Origin of the sequence: Corynebacterium sp. HMSC072G08 (genome assembly GCF_001809185.1) — a bacterium.
In the GTDB taxonomy this organism is placed as follows: domain Bacteria; phylum Actinomycetota; class Actinomycetes; order Mycobacteriales; family Mycobacteriaceae; genus Corynebacterium; species Corynebacterium phoceense.
Map to the genome: position 1 here is coordinate 89,822 of NZ_KV796458.1, position 17,364 is coordinate 107,185.

Here is a 17,364-nt window from a genome sequence, read left to right on the forward strand (position 1 = left end):
GGTTATCTATTGTTGCATAGATATTGGGTGAGTCCCTCCGCTGTGCGAAGGTCGTAGGCGAAGAGTGCGGGGGCGAGCGCGGCGGCATCGGCAAGCTGGGGCAGGTCGTCCTGGAGGATGGCGAGGACGGCGGGCTGTGGGAGCAGTCCAGCGGCGACGGCGCGGAACGCGAGTGCGAAGACGTACGAGATGTACGGCATCCAGGCCGCAGAGACGAACGGCGTGTCGCCACCACCGAAGGCGCCGAGCGCGACGAGGGTATGCGAGACGGAGGTGTCGAATCCCAGTTGGCCCAGTACGCTGGCGAGCTTTTGGGCGTCGCCGCGCAGGTGGCTCACGGAGCCGAGGCGGTAGAAGTCCTCGTCGTGCGCGAAGCAGTCGCGCAGGGCCGCGATGCGGGCGGCCTCGTCGTTGATGGCTGTTGAGGACGGGGTTGCGTCGGGGCCGGAGGCCTTCATGAGGAGCAGCGGGCGAGTGAGCGAGTCGATGCCGGAGTTAAAGGCGAGGGAAAGCTCCGAGGCGGCGCCGGCGGGGACGCCCACGTTCCATGGGTGAGCCACAAGTTGGGTCTGCGCCAACGCTTTCGCTTGACGGGACAATGAGAGGCCGGACGCGGGCAGTGCGCGCACGGCGGCGCCGGGCTCCGCGCGCAGGCGCTCGAGGACGGCGGCGAAGGTGGACTCGATGCGGGCGTTGCGGCTCGCGGTGGCGAGGGCCTCGAGCGCGGCGTAGGCGGCCCAGGCTTCTTCCACCGTAGCGTCGGCAAAGCTTACCTCACCGGGGGCCTCCGCGATGACGGCATTTGGCGCCGGGTGCGCGGGCGCGGACAGGTCAGTGAGTGGCTCTTCCGCGCGGGCGTCGATGATAAGTGGGCCAGCTTCCTGCAAAGAGGAAGGAAGCGCCAGGTCAACGAGGCGCTCCGGGGAACGAGCCGGGTCGTTCAAGGGCCAGGCCCAGACGAGGAGATCCGAAATCTCTTCTTCTTCTTCGTTGAAGGAGAGCTCGACGTGGGTCTCCGAGAGCGTGGCGCCGGTGATGAGCGGGGCACGCTTCACCGTCGCGATGGCGGCGTAAATGAGATCCGAGGCGGCAGATGCCTCGTATTCCACCACGCGGCGCTCGGGGGCTTGTGCAAGGTGGCGGGAGCGGGCGGCATCGTCAAGCGAGTCCAGGAAGTCCTCGTAAGACAACGTCGACCACAGGAGGTAGAGCTCCATGGAGGACTGCTTGCGCACCGCGTGGCGCAGCGCGCGGTTGGACAGGGAAACGTTGCGGTGTGACTGCGTGGAGCCGGCGGTCGAGGCGAGCGACTTCATCTTCTGGCGCTTATCAATGGCCACGAACTTGGCGAGCGGCAGCGGCTGCGGCGAGTATACCGTGAGCGCGGCATCCGCATCGAGCAGGCTGGCGTAAATGACCTGCTTATCGAAGGATTCCGTGGGTTCGGTGCCGGTGAGCTTCACGCGCGTGCGCAGCGTCGCGGGCGTCACTCGGAAATCGAGTTCGTAGCCGGCCTCGCTCGCGACCGTCTCCATTCGGGAGGTTTCCGTGGGCTCGAATTCGCGCGTGCCCTTGTCAAACACAATCGCCTTGCCTGGCGCCGAGGCGAGCGTGTAGCTAAACGGGGAGAGCTGACCAGCTGCGTCGATAAACCGGAAGCCGGTGCCGCGCGGACCTTCGTTCTTCGCGCGCATGTGGAGCGCCTCCGCGATGGAGAACACGCGCATATCCACCTGCTCGCCGTCGCGCAGCAGCCCCACCTCGTAGCGGCCGACCCAGGGGTCTTCGTAGAGGTCAGAGGGGAAAATCTCGAAGGTCCCCTCCCCTACCGTCTCGTCCGAAATCGGCTCCCGCTCGCCGCCCAGCGGCGCGTAGACGAGCTGAATGACCCACTCGCCCGGCTGCGTGATGGTCACCGTGGGCGACGCCTTAAACACCGGCCGGTGGTCGAGCCCGCGCGCGTTCGGCAGCGTCGCGACGTCCGTGCCCCACTCCCAGGCCGCAGGGGCGGTCACAGCGAAGCTTGCCGCGCTGACCTGCGGTGTGATGAGGGACAGCTCCGAGCCTTCCGATGCCCCCTCCACGTCCAGGTTCCAGGCCGCCCAGCCGTCCCATTCGCCGTGCGCGTGATGGGTCTCGGAGACCCCGGAGATCCCGGAGACCACCGTGCCAGCCGGCGCCAGCAGGACGTAGTGCGCCGGGAAGAGACCCTGTCGCGCGTCCACGACGCGGGCGCGGTCATCGAGCACGATGTACGGGGACTGTGCGGTCGCGCCGATGAAGGTGGCCTTAAAGTGCTCCCCCAACGCGAGATCGATGCGGGCGAACGGCTGTGACAGCGCCACGAGCAGTGGTTCTTCATCGCCCGCCGCGGCGCGCAGGACGCGCGTGGTGGTCTCCCCCTCCAGGTCCGTGACCGCCACGGTCCAGGTGTAGCCCGTTGTCGCAATCGCTGGGATGTCGATGGCGAGGCTGTGGGTTGAGTTGCTCCACGTCAGGTGCGGCATGCCGGTGACGAGGGCTTCATCTGCCGAAGCAGAAGCAGAAAATGTGGACGATTGATTAAGGCGGTTGTCCTGACTCATTTGCTCCATCCTAGGACAGCGGGCGCCCTTTTCCGCAACCCGCAGGAACACGAGGAAAGTCTAGTCATTCTCCCTAAAAATAGCCGCGCAAGACAACGATGTATTGGCCTAGTGCGTTCTGCGCGACGCCCACTCCCCCCACGCGCAGGCCCGGATCGAGCATCACCGCGTTATGGGTGGGCGAGGCTTGCCACTGCCGCACAGGCGCGTGCGCGTCCGGCCCCGCAGTCAGCGCGATGTTTTCAAACGTATCCGTGCCGGAATGCCAGATCCGCGTCCCGCCCTGTGCGTTGAGGTGGTCCGCCCAGCCCTGCGCGTCGTTCGCCTGCCGGACGTTAAAGGCCACCGGCGCGCGTCCGTGGCTCACGCGATACGCATTGAGCTCGGTCATGACGGTCCCGCGCACGGCCTCCAGATCCGGCCGCGTCGCCCGGTACCCCGTCGCTGTCGAGGACCCTGCCTGCGAGGACAGCCCTGCAAAAGACGGCAGCTTAATCTGGGAGAACAGGCCGTTGACCTGCGCCATCACTGTCGCCACGACATCGTCCACCACGGTGGCCTGCGCGGGAGACGACACCCCCACGGTGAGCGTGGCTGCAAGTGCGGCTGCGGCAAGGGCGGGTGGGGTACGCATTAAATTCTCTCCGAGGTAGGTGGCTGTGTTCCTTGGTGTTCCGTTGGAAGTGTAGGCGAGCGAAGGCCCTCCCCGCACCGCAGTACGGAAAGGGCCCGAAGAAAAGTGAAGCTACTTGAGGAGCTTCTGGATGGCCGACATATCAATCTTCAGCATGCCGATAGCCTGCAGCGCAGCCGCCACGGCAGCGAGGATGGCCGCCATGATGCCGGCGCCCGCCAGGCCCGCACCGACAGAATCCTTCGAGGAGCCGTCCTGCTTCGGCTGCTCGTTCTGCTTGTCGTCGTCCTGCTTGGAGTCGTCTTCCGTCCACCAATTGTTGAAGACCAGCTTGGCAATGTCGGTGTTGTCAATGAAGTCGCCACGGACCGGGTCCGTGCCCTTCACTGCGGCCTTGATGTCCTCAGAGCCAACGCCCTTGAAGAAGAACGGCACGACCTGGTTGGTGTGCTCCTTGGAGTACCACTCGTGGCTTGGCAGCGCGTCCTTGTCGCCGGCCATGGAGTTCCACTTTTCCTTCTCGTCCGCGCCGGAGAGGTAGCCCGTCTCGTGGTCAGCGGTGACAATGAGGAGGGTCTCCTCCCAGTTGGAGTTCTCCTCGACCCAGTCGATGGCGGCATCGACAGACTTGTTGAAGTCTTGGACTTCCTCGATCTCACGAGCGGAGTCGTTGGCGTGGCCGGTCCAGTCGATGGCGCCGCCCTCAATCATGATGGAGAAGCCGTCCTCATCCTGGCCCAGCACGTTGAGCGCACCCTTGGTCATGGTGGGCAGATCCACCACGTCGTTCTGCGGGTCGGAGTACGGGGTCTCGCCCTCACCGGCGCGGCCCTGCTGCAGCGTCGAGGCGACCTGCGGGGTGCCCCAGTACTTGGCGCCTTCCTCGACCTCACCAGCGGCAAGCTTGTCAAAGCCCTCGTTCGTCTCCACGAACTTCCAGTCGGTCTTTCCGCCTGAGAGCGCACCAAAGTCCTCTTCGGTGATGTAGTCGTAGGACGGGGTGGCCAGCAGCTGGTTCGAGTCATCGTAGAGCGGGTGGCCAGCACCCATGACAACGGAGAGATCCGAGTTGAGCATGTCGTGGGCGATCTCGCCGTACGCGTTGCGGTCCTTGTTGTGCGCCGCGTAGGCCGCCGGAGTGGCGTGGGAGAACGGCACGGAAGAAACGACGCCGGCGGACTTGCCCTGCTTGATGGCGCGCTCGGAGATATTCTCCTCCGCCATGCCGTAGTTGGACATGCCCAGCACGCCGTTCTTCACCTTGATGCCGGTGGCCATGGCGGTACCTGCTGCAGCCGAGTCGGTGATGACGCCTTCAGAGACGTAGTCGTGGGTAGCCCACGCCTGCTCCGGGTGGTAAGAACCGCCCTGGGAGAAGGTGGTCTGGGACAGGCGATTGAAGTCCTCGTAGCGCTGTACGGACTCACCCTCGAGCTCCTTCGGGCCCTCGGCGCTGAACTCACCGTCGACGAGGTACTTGGACTGGCCGGTCTCGTAGAGGTTGTTGTAGGCGATGTGGCCGTAGCCCATGCCGTCGCCGATCATGACGATGATGTTCTTCGGGCCAGCAGACTCAGCCGCCTGTGCCGGGGCGACGATGCCGGTGCACAGGGCAGCGGCGGCCAGGGTGGCGACGGTGCGGGAGAAAATGCGCATGAAAAATGTCCTTGGGAGTGCGAGAGTTGATAGCGACGTTCACCTCACGAGCCACTTGCCGTGAGCGAGACTCGCCTACCTTAAGAAACACACGCGACCGTCAAGGAAATGCGGTGGAAACTTCCGGTGAATTTCCGTGGAAGTACTACCAAAAATCCGCTGAGGGAAACGTAAGGGCTCTACCTGCACCACACCGTGGCGTTATAACGCAGGGCTACTACACTGTCTAAGCATGACTAACCCGAGCGAAAGCACAGCCCACCGCTATACCCCGGAGCTGGCGAACCAGATTGAAAAGACCTGGCAGCAGTACTGGAAGGATCACGGCACCTTTAACGCACCGAACCCCACCGGTCCGCTAGCTGGTGAGGGTGAGCTGCCCAAGGACAAGCTCAACATCCAGGACATGTTCCCGTACCCCTCCGGCGTGGGCCTGCACGTCGGCCACCCGCTGGGCTACATCGCGACGGATACGTACGCTCGCTTTAACCGCATGCTGGGCAAGAACGTCCTGCACACGCTGGGTTATGACGCCTTCGGCCTGCCGGCTGAGCAGTACGCCATCCAGACCGGTACGCACCCGCGCACCACCACGATGGCCAATATTGAGAACATGCGCCGCCAGTTGGGCATGCTGGGTCTCGGCCACGATCCGCGCCGCTCGGTCGCTTCCACGGATCCGGAGTTCTACAAGTGGACGCAGTGGATCTTCCTGCAGATTTATAACTCGTGGTTCGATGACAAGGCCCAGAAGGCCCGCCCCATCGCCGAGCTCATCAAGGAGCTCGAGGTCGGTAAGCGCAAGACCAAGGACGGCCGTTTTTACGCAGATCTCACGCCGGAAGAAAAGCGTGAGGCTGTGGACGAGTTCCGTCTCGTCTACCTGTCTAACTCCACCGTGAACTGGTGCCCGGGCCTGGGCACGGTGCTCGCGAACGAGGAGGTGACCGCGGACGGCAGGTCTGAGCGTGGCAACTTCCCGGTGTTCCGCAAGAACCTGCGCCAGTGGATGATGCGCATCACGGCCTACTCGGATCGCCTCCTCGACGATCTGGAACTGCTCGACTGGCCGGACAAGGTCAAGTCCATGCAGCGCAACTGGATTGGCCGCTCCCGCGGCGCCGAGGTCACCTTCCGCGCGGAGGGCCATGACATCAAGGTCTTCACCACCCGCCCGGACACCCTCTTCGGCGCGCAGTACATGGTGCTGGCCCCAGAGCATGAGCTTGTCGATGCCCTCCTCTCCCCCATTCCTTATGACGACGACGTCGATCCTCGTTGGACGTACGGCAACGATGACCCGAAGGAAGCCGTTGAGCAGTACCGCCTCGACATCGCGGCGAAGTCCGACCTCGAGCGTCAGGAGAATAAGGAAAAGACCGGTGTCTTCCTGGGCACCTACGCCACCAACCCGGTCAACGGCCAGCAGATCCCGATCTTCATTGGTGACTACGTCCTGACTGGTTACGGCACCGGTGCCATCATGGCGGTCCCGGGCCACGACCAGCGCGACTATGATTTCGCGACTGAGTTCGGCCTGCCCATCGTTGAGGTCGTCGCCGGCGGCAACCTTGACGAGGAGGCCTACGTGGGCGACGGTCCGCGCGTGAACTCTGCCAACAACGACGGCCTGGACATCAACGGCATGGAAAAGGCCGAGGCCATCGCCACCATGATCCAGTGGCTGGTCGACAACAAGGTCGGCCAAGAGAAGATCCAGTACAAGCTGCGTGACTGGCTGTTCGCCCGTCAGCGTTACTGGGGCGAGCCCTTCCCCATCGTCTACGACGAGGCCGGCGAGCCCTACCCGCTGCCCTACTCCATGCTCCCCGTCGAGCTGCCGGAGGTCGAGGACTACAAGCCGGTCTCCTTCGATCCGGACGACCGCGACTCCGAGCCGCAGCCGCCGCTGGCCAAGGCCCGCGAGTGGGTCGAGGTCGAGCTGGACTTGGGCCAAGGGCCCAAGAAATACTATCGAGACACCAACGTCATGCCGCAGTGGGCCGGTTCCTCCTGGTACCAGCTTCGCTACATCGATCCCACCAACGATGACGCGTTCTGCGACATCGAGAACGAGCGCTACTGGACGGGACCTCGTCCGGCGGAACACGGCGCGAACGATCCGGGCGGCGTGGACCTGTATGTCGGCGGCGTTGAGCACGCGGTTCTCCACCTGCTCTACGCGCGCTTCTGGCACAAGGTCCTCTACGACTTGGGCTACGTCACCTCCAAGGAGCCGTACCGTCGCCTCTACAACCAGGGCTACATCCAGGCTTATGCCTACACCGATGCTCGCGGCGTCTACGTCCCGGCCGCCGAGGTCGAGGAGAAGGATGGCAAGTTCTTCTACAACGGCGAAGAGGTCAACCAGGAGTACGGCAAGATGGGCAAGTCCCTGAAGAACGCCGTGGCTCCGGATGACATCTGCCGCGACTTCGGTGCGGATACCCTGCGTGTTTACGAGATGTCCATGGGCCCGCTCGACGCGTCCCGTCCCTGGGCTACGAAGGACGTCGTCGGCTCCCAGCGCTTCCTCCAGCGCCTGTGGCGCCTGGCTGTGAACGAAGAAACCGGCGAGCTCGCCACTAGTGACACCGAGCTCACGAAGGATGACCTCAAGCAGCTGCACCGCACCATCGCGGGCGTGCGTGACGACTACGAGAACCTGCGTCTCAACACCGTCGTGGCCAAGCTCATCGAGTACGTCAACTACCTGACGAAGACGTACAAGGCGTCCGCCCCGCGTGCCGCCGTTGAACCGATCGCGCAGTTGGTCTCCCCCATCGCCCCGCACATCGCGGAGGAGCTGTGGAAGCGCTTCGGACACGAGGGCACCATCACGTACGTGGACTTCCCCACCTTCGATGAGAAGTACCTCGTTGACGATGAGGTCGAAGTCCCCGTCCAGATCAACGGCAAGGTCAAGGCACGCATTACCGTGGCTGCCGATGCCGCCCAGGACGATGTTGTTGCCACCGCCCTCGCCGACTCCAAGATCGCCAGCCTGACCGAGGGTAAGAACATCGTCAAGCAGATTTACGTCCCGGGCCGCATGGTCAACCTGGTTGTGAAGTAAATCTGAGCCGCCCTCCCCTGGGGTGAGGGGTGGGCGGGCGGCAGTTCGGGGAAATTTCATCACGTGACTAAATAGGCTCGCGTCGAATAGGTAACAAAACATACTTTCAATAGCGCGCATGTTGAAGGTGCGGTACCTATAAATTATGCGACCGACATATACTTCTGGGCCGCCCGATGACGCGACGCTGCGCGACGTTGTCCGCCGCCTTGATATTGCTGAACGTGCTTTGAGCGATGCCCGCTCACAGCTTGCGGGTTACCTGGAGTCTGCATCCGTGACTCCTTCGCCGCCCTCAGAACCTCTCAAGCCTATTCCCCGAGTCCGGAAAAAACCTGCTGGTATCCCGACTTTTCGGTCCAGCATGGGCTCGCCGCAGGCGCGCACACCACGCGATCGCGAGTCGACGCTCATCAAAGCCGTGGCGATCGGCGGCGGCGTCATCACACTCGCGGGCGTCGCCTTCCTCGTTGCCGTGGCCATCCAGGCTGGTTTGCTCGGCCCGGCTGGCCGCGTGATCCTCGCCTACATTGTGTCGGCGGCTCTGCTCGCAGCCGCGCACCACTTCCGTGCCAAGGCCCCGGCCGCCTCCGTGACGGCGTTGCTCGCGACGGGACTCTATACTGCCCTCGCCACGACGTGGCTCATGGCTTTGGAACTCGAATGGATTCCGGCGTGGATCGCCCCACCGATCATGGCGGTGATTTATCTCGCCGTCGGCGCGTACGCGGTGCGCGTGAACCAGCGTGCTGCGACCGGAACGTGGCTCGCGGGCGGCGCCGCGGTCGGTGCGGTCACATTCTCTGCATTTAATATATATTATGCTGGGTCTACCCTAGTATTCCTCATACCGCTGATCATCGTCGGTATGGGCATTGCGCATAAAAACTACGGCATCAGCGCCATTGGTGCACTCAGTTCTATATTGGTGTACCTGAGTGTTGGCCGCCCCGATGTTTGGATATCCCTAGATGTTGTAACAGTAGAGGCTATAGTGACTGCAGTTATTCTAGCCGTTCTAGGTCTCAAATTCCGAATTTCGTCGCCATATCCAGATTTTAAAATACATTGGGGAGTCTATCCCGCCATCCTGGTCGTCGGCGCAGCCATCGTGGCAAACTCCATGTGGACGGTCTGGCTGGTCGCGGTCGTTACGGCTGGACTCCTCGTCCTCGCCCTGCGGGCCCCCTTCGGCTCTGCGGCGACGGAGACGAAGATGACTCCTGCTGCAGACCTGTGCGCGTGGATGCTGCGCGCCCTGCCCATCGTTCTCGTGGCCACGACGGAGATCTCCGACATGGGGCTCGCACCGTCCGTATCCCGCAGTCTAGGACTGGTGGGCTTCGCGGCGTTCTGCCTGGCTGCGGTCCTCGTTGTCAACTACATCCGGGACAACCTCACCATTGCTATCTGGGCATTCTGCGCTCTCTGGCTCACGTGGGAGCTCGCCGAGCGCGTCCTCGGTTTCTGGTCGCGTCCCATCTCCACGGAGTTGTTCATTCAGGCGGCGTTGCTCGCTGTGACGCTCGTGGTGCTCACCGTGCTGCCACAGCGCCTTCCGCGGGTCGAGGACGGGGGAGTAAAGGTGGTTGCGTTGCTCCTCGCCCTGTACCTGAGCATGCTCGCTGTCGTGGGCATCGCGCTGCAGCTGGGCGTCGTCACCGGCGGAACCGAGGCGGCCTTCCGTCTCGGCCATGCCGTGGTGTCCATCGGTTGGATGGTTCTTGCCGCGTGGTTCCTGCTCGCCAAGCACCTGGGACTCACAGGCCTCGGCGCTGCGCTCGCCATTGGCTCGGTGGTCAAGCTCGTCTTCTACGACATGGCGGCCATCAACGGCCTCATCCGCGCCCTCGCCTTCCTCCTGTGTGGCATCGTGCTGCTCACCATTGCGGTAAAGCGTTCCTCGCCGGAGGAAGCGAGCGCTATTTCGGGCGACTAGCTCAGGAGTCGATGCCGCCCAGCATCATGGCCCGGCCGGAGCGGGGGACTGGCTGGGTGGAGGGGGGCATCGGCAGGCAAGGCAACGGCGAGCACACCGGAAGGCAGCGTGTAAGGCAATGGGCATCAAGTGGGCAGGGGATGAGCCCCTGCCAACCGCCTTATGAAAAGAAACCTTGGGAACTTCCCACATGCGCGGCGATAATGGTGCTCGGTCTACAACGCCGCCAACGCCTCGCCCACGCGCTTGCCGGAGTGGATGCAGCCGCCCAGGAACGTGCCTTCCAGCGCGTTCTTGCCGTGCATGCCACCACCGCCGAAGCCGGCGGCCTCACCGCAGGCGTAGAGCCCCTCGAGCACGGTGCCGTCAGCGTGGAGGCAGCGGCCGGAAAGGTCGGTTTCGATGCCGCCCAGCGTCTTGCGGGTGAGCACCTTGAGGCGCACGGCGATAAGTGGGCCCTTGGATTCGTCGAGCAGCCGGTGCGGTGGGGCGGTGCGCACAATCTTATCGCCCAAGAATGCGCGCGCGATGCGGATGTAGTTGACCTGCGCGTCTTTGCTAAACGGGTTGTCCAGCTGCGAGTCGCGGTCTTCGATGAGGGTGCGCAGGGAGTCGAGTTCAATGCGCTCGTTGCCAGCGACCTTGTTCATGCCGTCGACGAGCTTGTCCAAGCTGTCAGCGACGACCCAGTCGATGCCATGATCCATGAACGCCTGAATCGCCACGTGCGTGCCGGGACCCAGCTTGCCGGCGAGCTTCCTGAATTCCTTGTCCGTGAGATCCGGGTTTTGCTCTGAGCCGGAGAAGATGAACTCTTTATCCGCGATGGCCTGGTTGAGCACGAACCAGGAATAGCCGTGGCCGGTGCGGCCGATATGCGCGAGCGCGGCCAGGTTGTCGGAGCCAGGGAATAGGTTGGTGGGCAGGCGCTTGCCCTCCGCGTCGAGCCACAGGCTGGACGGTCCCGGGATAATGCGGATGCCGTGGCCGGGCCAGATGGGATCCCAGTTGGTCATGCCTTCCGGGTAGTGCCACATGCGGTCCGTGTTGACCAGGTGGGCACCGGCCGCAGCCGCGATGTCGATGCCCCGGCCATCCACGTGCGCCGGCACGCCGGTGACCATGTCTTCCGGACACGGTCCCCAGCGATCCTCCGGCCACATTTCGCGGACCTTGGCCAAGTTGCCGCCGATGCCCCCAGTCGCCACCACGGTGGCGATCCCGCGGACTTCAAAGGTGTCGACCACCTCGCGCGAGGAGGCGACGCCACGATCCGCGTCCGAGGGCGCGAGCACGCTGCCACGCACGCCGGTGACACGACCGTTCTCCACGATGAGCTCGTCCACGCGGTGGCGGAAGCAGAAACGTACGCGGCCCTGCTTTTCGGCCTCGAGGAGCGGCTCGCGGAAGACTCGCACGACCTCTGGGCCTGTGCCCCACGTGAGGTGAAAACGCCGGGCCGAGTTGCCGTGTCCCGACGCATCGCCGGAGCCGCGCTCCGCCCAGCCGATGGTGGGCAGCATGTTAAGTCCCAGTGCCTTCAAGTAATCGCGCTTCTCATTCGCGGCGAAGCGCACGTACTCGCGGCCCCACGCGCGTGGCCACGTATCGTGCTCCGCGTCGTCGTAGTCCGCGGAATTCTGCCAGTCGCGCCAGGCGAGCTCTTCCGAGTCGTGGACACGCATGAGCTTCTGCTCCGGGGAGTCCACATAGAAGAGTCCGCCCAGCGACCAGAACGCCTGACCGCCCAGGTTGGCGCGGTTTTCCTGTTCCAGGATGATGACGTGCTTGCCGCCCTTGATGGCCTCATAGGCCGCGACGAGACCCGCCAGCCCCGCGCCGACGATGATGGCAGATTCTTGCTTGTGACTCATGACACAAAGCTAGCACGCACGCCTCGCCGTGCACCTGCATCCGCGCGGCTATTCCACCGCGGATCCGCCGATCCGGCGGATCTTTGTCAGAATATAGGGGGTCTAATCTGACAAAGAACCGGTGAATTCACGGATCCTTGTTAGAATAAGGAGGTCCTATTCTAACAATCCGCAGGTGGGCTTCGATGAAGGTAGAACTTGAGGGCCGTAAGGCCGAGCTTGAATCTGAGGTTGATCGCATTCTGTCGTCTGCACGGGGTGGCAGGGTGACCATCACCAAAGAGACGCAGTCGGTAGATCTCAAGGAAGAGGCGGGTCGCCGGAACGGCAAAGAGATTGAGCCTGGCTATCCTGAAAATCCAGACGCCGCTGTCAAGCTGGCGGATGAGGTGGCATGCATGGCGAATAGTCCCGGAGGCGGCGCTCTCATCGTGGGGATCGCGGATAAGACCGGCGACGTCATTGGGACAGAGCTTGATGTCGATTGGTTGCGCGAGCAGATCTATAACAAGATTGATGTTGCTCCTGATATTGCAGTTCGCACTGTTGAGGGGCAGCGCGTGCTTGCTCTATATGTCGCGCCGTCGCCGGAGCCTGTGCATGACACCGCCAACCGCCTGCGCTGGCGGGTGGGGAGTTCTTGCAAGCCGGTTGATCGTTCCGAGTGGTGGGAGCATCAACGCCAGCGTCAAAATCTAGACGTACTCGCGCAAGACTCCGCGAAGACGCTGGCTGATGTGCGGGAACGCGCCGTAGACTTGGCGCGCCGTGCGCTGTCGAAGCGGGAGGACGAGGTCACGGATCTCAGCAAGGAGGATTTCCTCCGGCGTCTCGGCGCTCTGGGGCCCAAAGATGCCTTGTCGGGGGCGGGCGCCATGCTCTTTACGGCGATGAATAGGGTGGCTTTCGAAGTCACTATTCTCGACGTGCACGGGGGCGCCGTCCAGCGTCGCGTCTCCACGCGCGCGGAGGAATCGCTGCTTGAACAGTTGGATGAAGTGGAAACGGTGCTCTCCGCAGTCAATCGCGATAACACGGTGATCGAGGGGTTCTTGCATACCCCAGTGCCGGAAATACCAGTCAGTGCGGTACGCGAGGCGCTTCTCAATGGCATTATCCATCGCGATTGGAACCGGCGTGAGCCTACCGATGTGCGATGGATTGATTTGGACTCGACACTCGTTGTGCGCAGTCCAGGTGGGTTCCCGCCGGATATTAACGCGAAGAATATCCTCAGTAATCGTTTCGCACGTTACCCTGCTCTCGCCGACATATTTCGTGCCGTGGGGCTGGTGGATAAGCAGGGCGTGGGAGTCGATCGCATGTATCAGGCAATGATTACCTTGGGGCACCGTCCGCCGCTGATCGAAGAGGTAGCCGGTCCTTGTGTTGAAACTACGCTGGTGGGCGGCGCTCCGGTCCTTCCGGTCTTGCAGTTGGTGTCAGCCATTGTCCCCGCTCCGCGTCAGAATGACTTTCGCATCGCGGTGATTCTCTATCTCCTGTTCCATCGGTCTTTTATTACCGAAGAGGACGTTGCCGAGGGGCTTCAAACCGGACTGGAGTCTGCGCGCGTTGCGCTTACTGCGGCATTACAGACGACCATCGACGGCGTGCCGATGATTACTAAACACGAGGACGCATGGTTGCTGGGTGATACTGCTCGAGATATGTTGCATTCCCGCTCGACAGACTCGGTGTATGAGTTAGTTCCGTATCTCAGCACGGAAAGTTCCGCGCTTGCGAAGCTGGTTCGGCAATGGACCTCGCGTTTCGGGGCCATTGCCACGAAAGATCTGATGGCGTTGTCGGGCGTGTCCCGCGGAACGGCCAAGAAATGCATTGACGACATGGTGGAGGACGGAGAACTGCGTCTGGTGGGCGGCGGTCGGTCGACCAAGTACGTACCCGCAACCTAGAACTGCAACCTAGAACCTGTCTTCACGGCGCCTAGTCGTTGTCTTCTGGTGCTGTGCTATTCCACCACGGATCCGCCGATTCGGCGGATCTTTGTCAGAATAGAGGGGGTCTAATCTAACAATCCCCAGGTCGCGGTTGCTCGGCGATGGTAACCACCGTGCGGCCGTGGTGGTTGCCCGCGAGGATCTCCTTGGCGGTTTCCGCGACATCGGCGAGCGCGACGGTGGTAGTGATGGAGCGCAGCAGCTCGAGGTCTAGGTGTTCGTCGAGCAGCTTCCAGGCCTCCTCGCGGCGGGGCAGCGGCGCGTCGACGGAGTTCACGCCGGCGAGTGTCACGTCGCGGAGAATGAAAGGCAGGACGGAGGCGGGCAGGTCGGGGCCTGCGGCCATACCGGTCGCGGCGACGACGCCGCCCCAGGTGATCTGGGCCAGAACGTTGGCGAGCACGGCGGAACCGGCGGTATCGACGGCACCGTCAAAGCGGGCTTTCTGCAGCGGGCGGCCGGGCACGGAAATTTCTGCGCGGTCGAGGATGTGGTCAGCGCCCAGCGTGTGCAGGTACTCGGATTCTGCGTCGACGCGGCCGGTGAGTGCGGTGACCTCGAAGCCGAGCGACTTGAGCAGCTGCACCGCGATGGAGCCCACGCCGCCGGTCGCACCGGTGACGAGGACGTGGCCCTCGGTGAGCCCGTGACGGAGCAGGGCGTTGACGCAGAGGGCGGCGGTGTAACCGGCGGTGCCGATAGCGGCGGCATCGGAAGCCGAGAAGCGCGAGGGGACCGGGACGGTGGCCGCGGCCTTGACCTTCTGCTGGGTGGTGTAGCCGCCGTGGCGGAACTCGCCCAGGCCATCGCCGAAGGCGGCGACGAGGGTACCTTCCGGCAGTCGCGCGTCAGAGGACTCGGCCACGGTGCCGATGACGTCGATGCCCGGCACAAGTGGGTCGACGCGCATCACGCCCTTATTGCCGTCGAGAGCCATGGCGTCCTTGTAGTTGAGGGAGGAATAGGCGACATCCACGAGTATGTCGCCCTCGCCGAGCAGGGGCCCGTCAAGGAACTCGTGGGAAACTCCGGAATCGGTGCGGGTGACTTTGAGTGTGCTCATGGGCACAAGCCTACGCGTCTGTGGCGTGCGGCTCGTGGGGAATTGGCAGGGATGGGCAGGTGACATTCAGCTCGTACCCCGGAGAGCTGACAGGCGGGAGGCTTAGGTTGTCCTTTATGACAGTGACAGCGACGAAGAGCCCGGCCCCCGCGCGACACCGTTCCGTGAGCGACCACCTCACGGTGCGCCGCGACGCGCGCCCGGTAAGCCTGCTCGTGCTCGCTGTGACCGCAGTGGCGACGGTGGGCAAGCCCTTCATCGAGATCCCCGGCATTATCAACGCCTCGGCGCACCGGGTGCGGTCGGTGAATCTCGACCTCTTCCACGAGTGGGTCGCTGGGACCACCATTTGGTACGGCAAGTACACCAATACCTTTGGCAATATCGCGCTGTTTATTCCGGTGGGGCTCGTGCTCGTGGCGCTCGCGGCGACGGCGGTGCGCGGTCGCGCGAGCCGCCTGAGCCTGTGGCTGCGCGCCGTGGTTATCGCGGCGGGGCTCTCGGTGGGCATCGAGGTGACGCAGTATATCTTCGCGCTGGGCTACAGCGATGTGGACGACGTGCTCTTCAATACCGCGGGCGCGGCAATGGGCGCGTGGGCGATGCTGCGCCTTGACCACGAGCGCCAAACCAAGCTGCTGTGGCGCCTGGGCTTCCTCGCTGCGGCGCTGCTCGTCATCGTGGTCTGTGGGCTGGTGACCGGAATAATCGGATAGTTACGTGATGACCTCGAGGCTGCGCAATGCGGGCTCGAAGGCCTGCCACGGCGTGCCCTCGATTCGTACAGGCGAGACGTCCGCGAGCTCGTTGAAGCCTAGCCCCTCAACGTCGCGCCCAAACCCCACCAAAACTCTGGAATCCCGTACACAATTCCGAATTCTGGGTGGGGTTTGGGCGCCGCTTCGGCGGTTTCTGCGGTGGCTTCAGGCGCGGGCCCTGAAGTGTTTTCTGGGGAGTCCGCGCTGAGGAAGTAGGAGGCCACACGGCCGGCTACGGCGACGACGGTGAGGACCAGGATGATGAGGACGCGGGGTTGAGCGAGCTGGAGCGGTGCCGAGGGGGAAAAGATGGAGAAGGAGAGGCCGGGGGAGACCTTTCGGGGAGCTAAAAGGGGCGAGTTTGATCGTCGTCGAAGTCGTCGGGCAAGCCGTAGTTCTCTTCGTCGAGAGTGAAGAAATCGTGCAGCGTATCCATGTCGAGGTCGTGATGAGTGGGCTCGGTGAGAGGGGTAGGGCGCGTGTCGAGCAGGTGCGTGATGCCGGCTTCCTCGTTGAGCAGGCCCTTGTATTCGATGATGCCGCGCAGGTTGTGCAGCTGCCAGCCCACCATGCCGCGGCCGGCCTCGGTGAGCCGGAGCGGATCGTCCGGGGCGAGGATGCCGAGCATCTGATAGAGACGAATGGTGCGGTGCACGTTATCGGGGCCCTCGGGGCCGACCTTGGTGGGCACGCCGCTCAGCGGCAGCGGCTCGCCGCGGATGAGCAGGCAGAACAGGAGAGCGGTGCTCACTAAGTCACTGTCGTCATCGCAGAAGGGGAGCATGGTGAAGTAGTCCTCGCCCACCAGACCCGGGTCGCTCAACAGCCGGTTGGTCTTCTCCGCGAGGTTCATGCGTGAGGAGGTCTCCTCGATGTAGTCCATGAACACGAGGAAGTCGTGGAGAATTCCAATGGGCGGCACGGAGGATTCGCGGGAGGCGGTAGCCGCGCCGGGCCAGAAGGCCGCAACGTCGAGCTCTTCGATCAACCGCTTGACCAGCGCGGGACGGAACGCGCCGGTGGAGGTGAGGCGCAGCTCCGAGGTGAGCGTGCGCAGGATGCCGGTAAGGCGGGTACCGAGGGTGCGCGCGGCGGCATCGGAAAGCTGGGGCAGAGGAAAGTCGAGCTGGAGCTCGGGGAAGGAGTCGAGGAGAAACTCGCGCAGGCCGATGGGATCCTCGAGCCGCGCGGGCATGCGCGGGGTAAAGGGAGTGTCAAAGTCGAAGCCCTCGGGCATGACGTCTTCAACCGAGCTGAGCTCCCGGAGACGATCCGCGATGGTGGGGTGGAAGCACTCCGTGAGCCGCTGGCGCAGCTGGTCGAGCGAGTAATTGGGGAAGATGGACTGGATGGCTTCCCACTGCGTCTGCGGGATAGGAATGCCCGCGAGAAGCTGGCGGACGTCCTCGAGCATGGAGCGCATGCGGTTGCCGTCGCCCACGGCGGTGACAAGATCCGGGCCCGTGGCGTCGATGAGCGCGGGCGTGGCTTGCTGCAGGCGGGTCTCCGAGAGGAACATGAGGTGGATATCCCAATCGCCGACGGAGGGGTGGTAGTCCACGCCAGTGCTGCGGTTCATGAGCGTGTGGAACGCGGGCTCATCGAGGACGTCGAGGATCTCAATGAGACGTTCGCCCACGTGGACATGCCCCGGAGGGGAAGGCTCTAGGCCCAGCGCGGCATGCGCGATGAGCGCGAGCTCGCCCACCGTCACGTCTGGGTCCACGCCCACGAGGCGGGAGACTTCAAGGTACTGCGAATCGAGCGAGATGAGCACGCACTGCGCGGGGTACAGGTCCTGATCCATAATGCGAG

At 63.6% G+C, this 17,364-nt stretch carries 11 protein-coding genes; 4 read left to right on the forward strand and 7 right to left on the reverse strand.

The window, feature by feature from the left end:
* Window positions 1–2 precede the first annotated feature (2 nt).
* The 3 genes from HMPREF2559_RS10735 to HMPREF2559_RS12545 all read right to left on the reverse strand — a co-directional run bounded on the left by HMPREF2559_RS10735 (window position 3) and on the right by HMPREF2559_RS12545 (window position 4,875).
* Window positions 3–2,585, reverse strand: coding sequence for a hypothetical protein (locus HMPREF2559_RS10735; protein WP_066492636.1), 2,583 nt, complete (start codon window positions 2,583–2,585; stop codon window positions 3–5).
* A gap of 73 nt (window positions 2,586–2,658) precedes the next feature.
* Window positions 2,659–3,219 (reverse strand): CAP domain-containing protein, encoded by a 561-nt coding sequence (locus tag HMPREF2559_RS10740; protein WP_066492634.1) that lies wholly within the window; start codon window positions 3,217–3,219, stop codon window positions 2,659–2,661.
* A 111-nt stretch (window positions 3,220–3,330) separates the two neighbouring features.
* Entirely contained in the window at window positions 3,331–4,875 is a 1,545-nt protein-coding gene (locus HMPREF2559_RS12545) for an alkaline phosphatase (protein WP_083297827.1), read from the reverse strand.
* Between the two features lie 232 nt (window positions 4,876–5,107).
* On the opposite strand from HMPREF2559_RS12545, the gene leuS reads away from it, so the two are divergent.
* Complete coding sequence (gene leuS, locus HMPREF2559_RS10750; protein WP_066492632.1) at window positions 5,108–7,951, forward strand: leucine--tRNA ligase; 2,844 nt, start codon at window positions 5,108–5,110, stop codon at window positions 7,949–7,951.
* 364 nt (window positions 7,952–8,315) lie between these two features.
* The gene (locus HMPREF2559_RS10755) at window positions 8,316–9,890 is read left to right on the forward strand and encodes a DUF2339 domain-containing protein (protein WP_070540711.1); all 1,575 of its coding nucleotides are present in this window, start codon (window positions 8,316–8,318) and stop codon (window positions 9,888–9,890) included.
* Between the two features lie 215 nt (window positions 9,891–10,105).
* On the opposite strand, the gene HMPREF2559_RS10760 is transcribed toward HMPREF2559_RS10755, so the two are convergent.
* A complete protein-coding gene (locus HMPREF2559_RS10760) occupies window positions 10,106–11,764 on the reverse strand; it encodes an FAD-binding dehydrogenase (RefSeq protein WP_070540714.1) in 1,659 nt (552 codons plus the stop codon).
* A gap of 185 nt (window positions 11,765–11,949) precedes the next feature.
* Between HMPREF2559_RS10760 and HMPREF2559_RS10765 the strand changes: the two genes are divergently transcribed.
* Entirely contained in the window at window positions 11,950–13,683 is a 1,734-nt protein-coding gene (locus HMPREF2559_RS10765) for a DUF5635 domain-containing protein (protein WP_070540717.1), read from the forward strand.
* A 115-nt stretch (window positions 13,684–13,798) separates the two neighbouring features.
* On the opposite strand, the gene HMPREF2559_RS10770 is transcribed toward HMPREF2559_RS10765, so the two are convergent.
* Window positions 13,799–14,791, reverse strand: a complete 993-nt coding sequence (locus HMPREF2559_RS10770) for an MDR family oxidoreductase (protein ID WP_070540719.1) — start codon at window positions 14,789–14,791, stop codon at window positions 13,799–13,801.
* A gap of 116 nt (window positions 14,792–14,907) precedes the next feature.
* Between HMPREF2559_RS10770 and HMPREF2559_RS10775 the strand changes: the two genes are divergently transcribed.
* Window positions 14,908–15,507: a VanZ family protein gene (locus tag HMPREF2559_RS10775; protein ID WP_070540722.1), complete on the forward strand. Its 600-nt coding sequence runs from the start codon at window positions 14,908–14,910 to the stop codon at window positions 15,505–15,507.
* Here HMPREF2559_RS10775 and HMPREF2559_RS13410 read toward each other — a convergent pair whose 3' ends face one another.
* Both HMPREF2559_RS13410 and HMPREF2559_RS10780 read right to left on the reverse strand, forming a co-directional pair.
* Entirely contained in the window at window positions 15,508–15,636 is a 129-nt protein-coding gene (locus tag HMPREF2559_RS13410) for a hypothetical protein (protein ID WP_255356881.1), read from the reverse strand. It abuts the gene before it with no gap.
* Window positions 15,637–15,895: 259 nt separating this feature from the next.
* Entirely contained in the window at window positions 15,896–17,356 is a 1,461-nt protein-coding gene (locus HMPREF2559_RS10780) for a hypothetical protein (RefSeq protein WP_066511284.1), read from the reverse strand.
* Window positions 17,357–17,364: the final 8 nt, after the last annotated feature.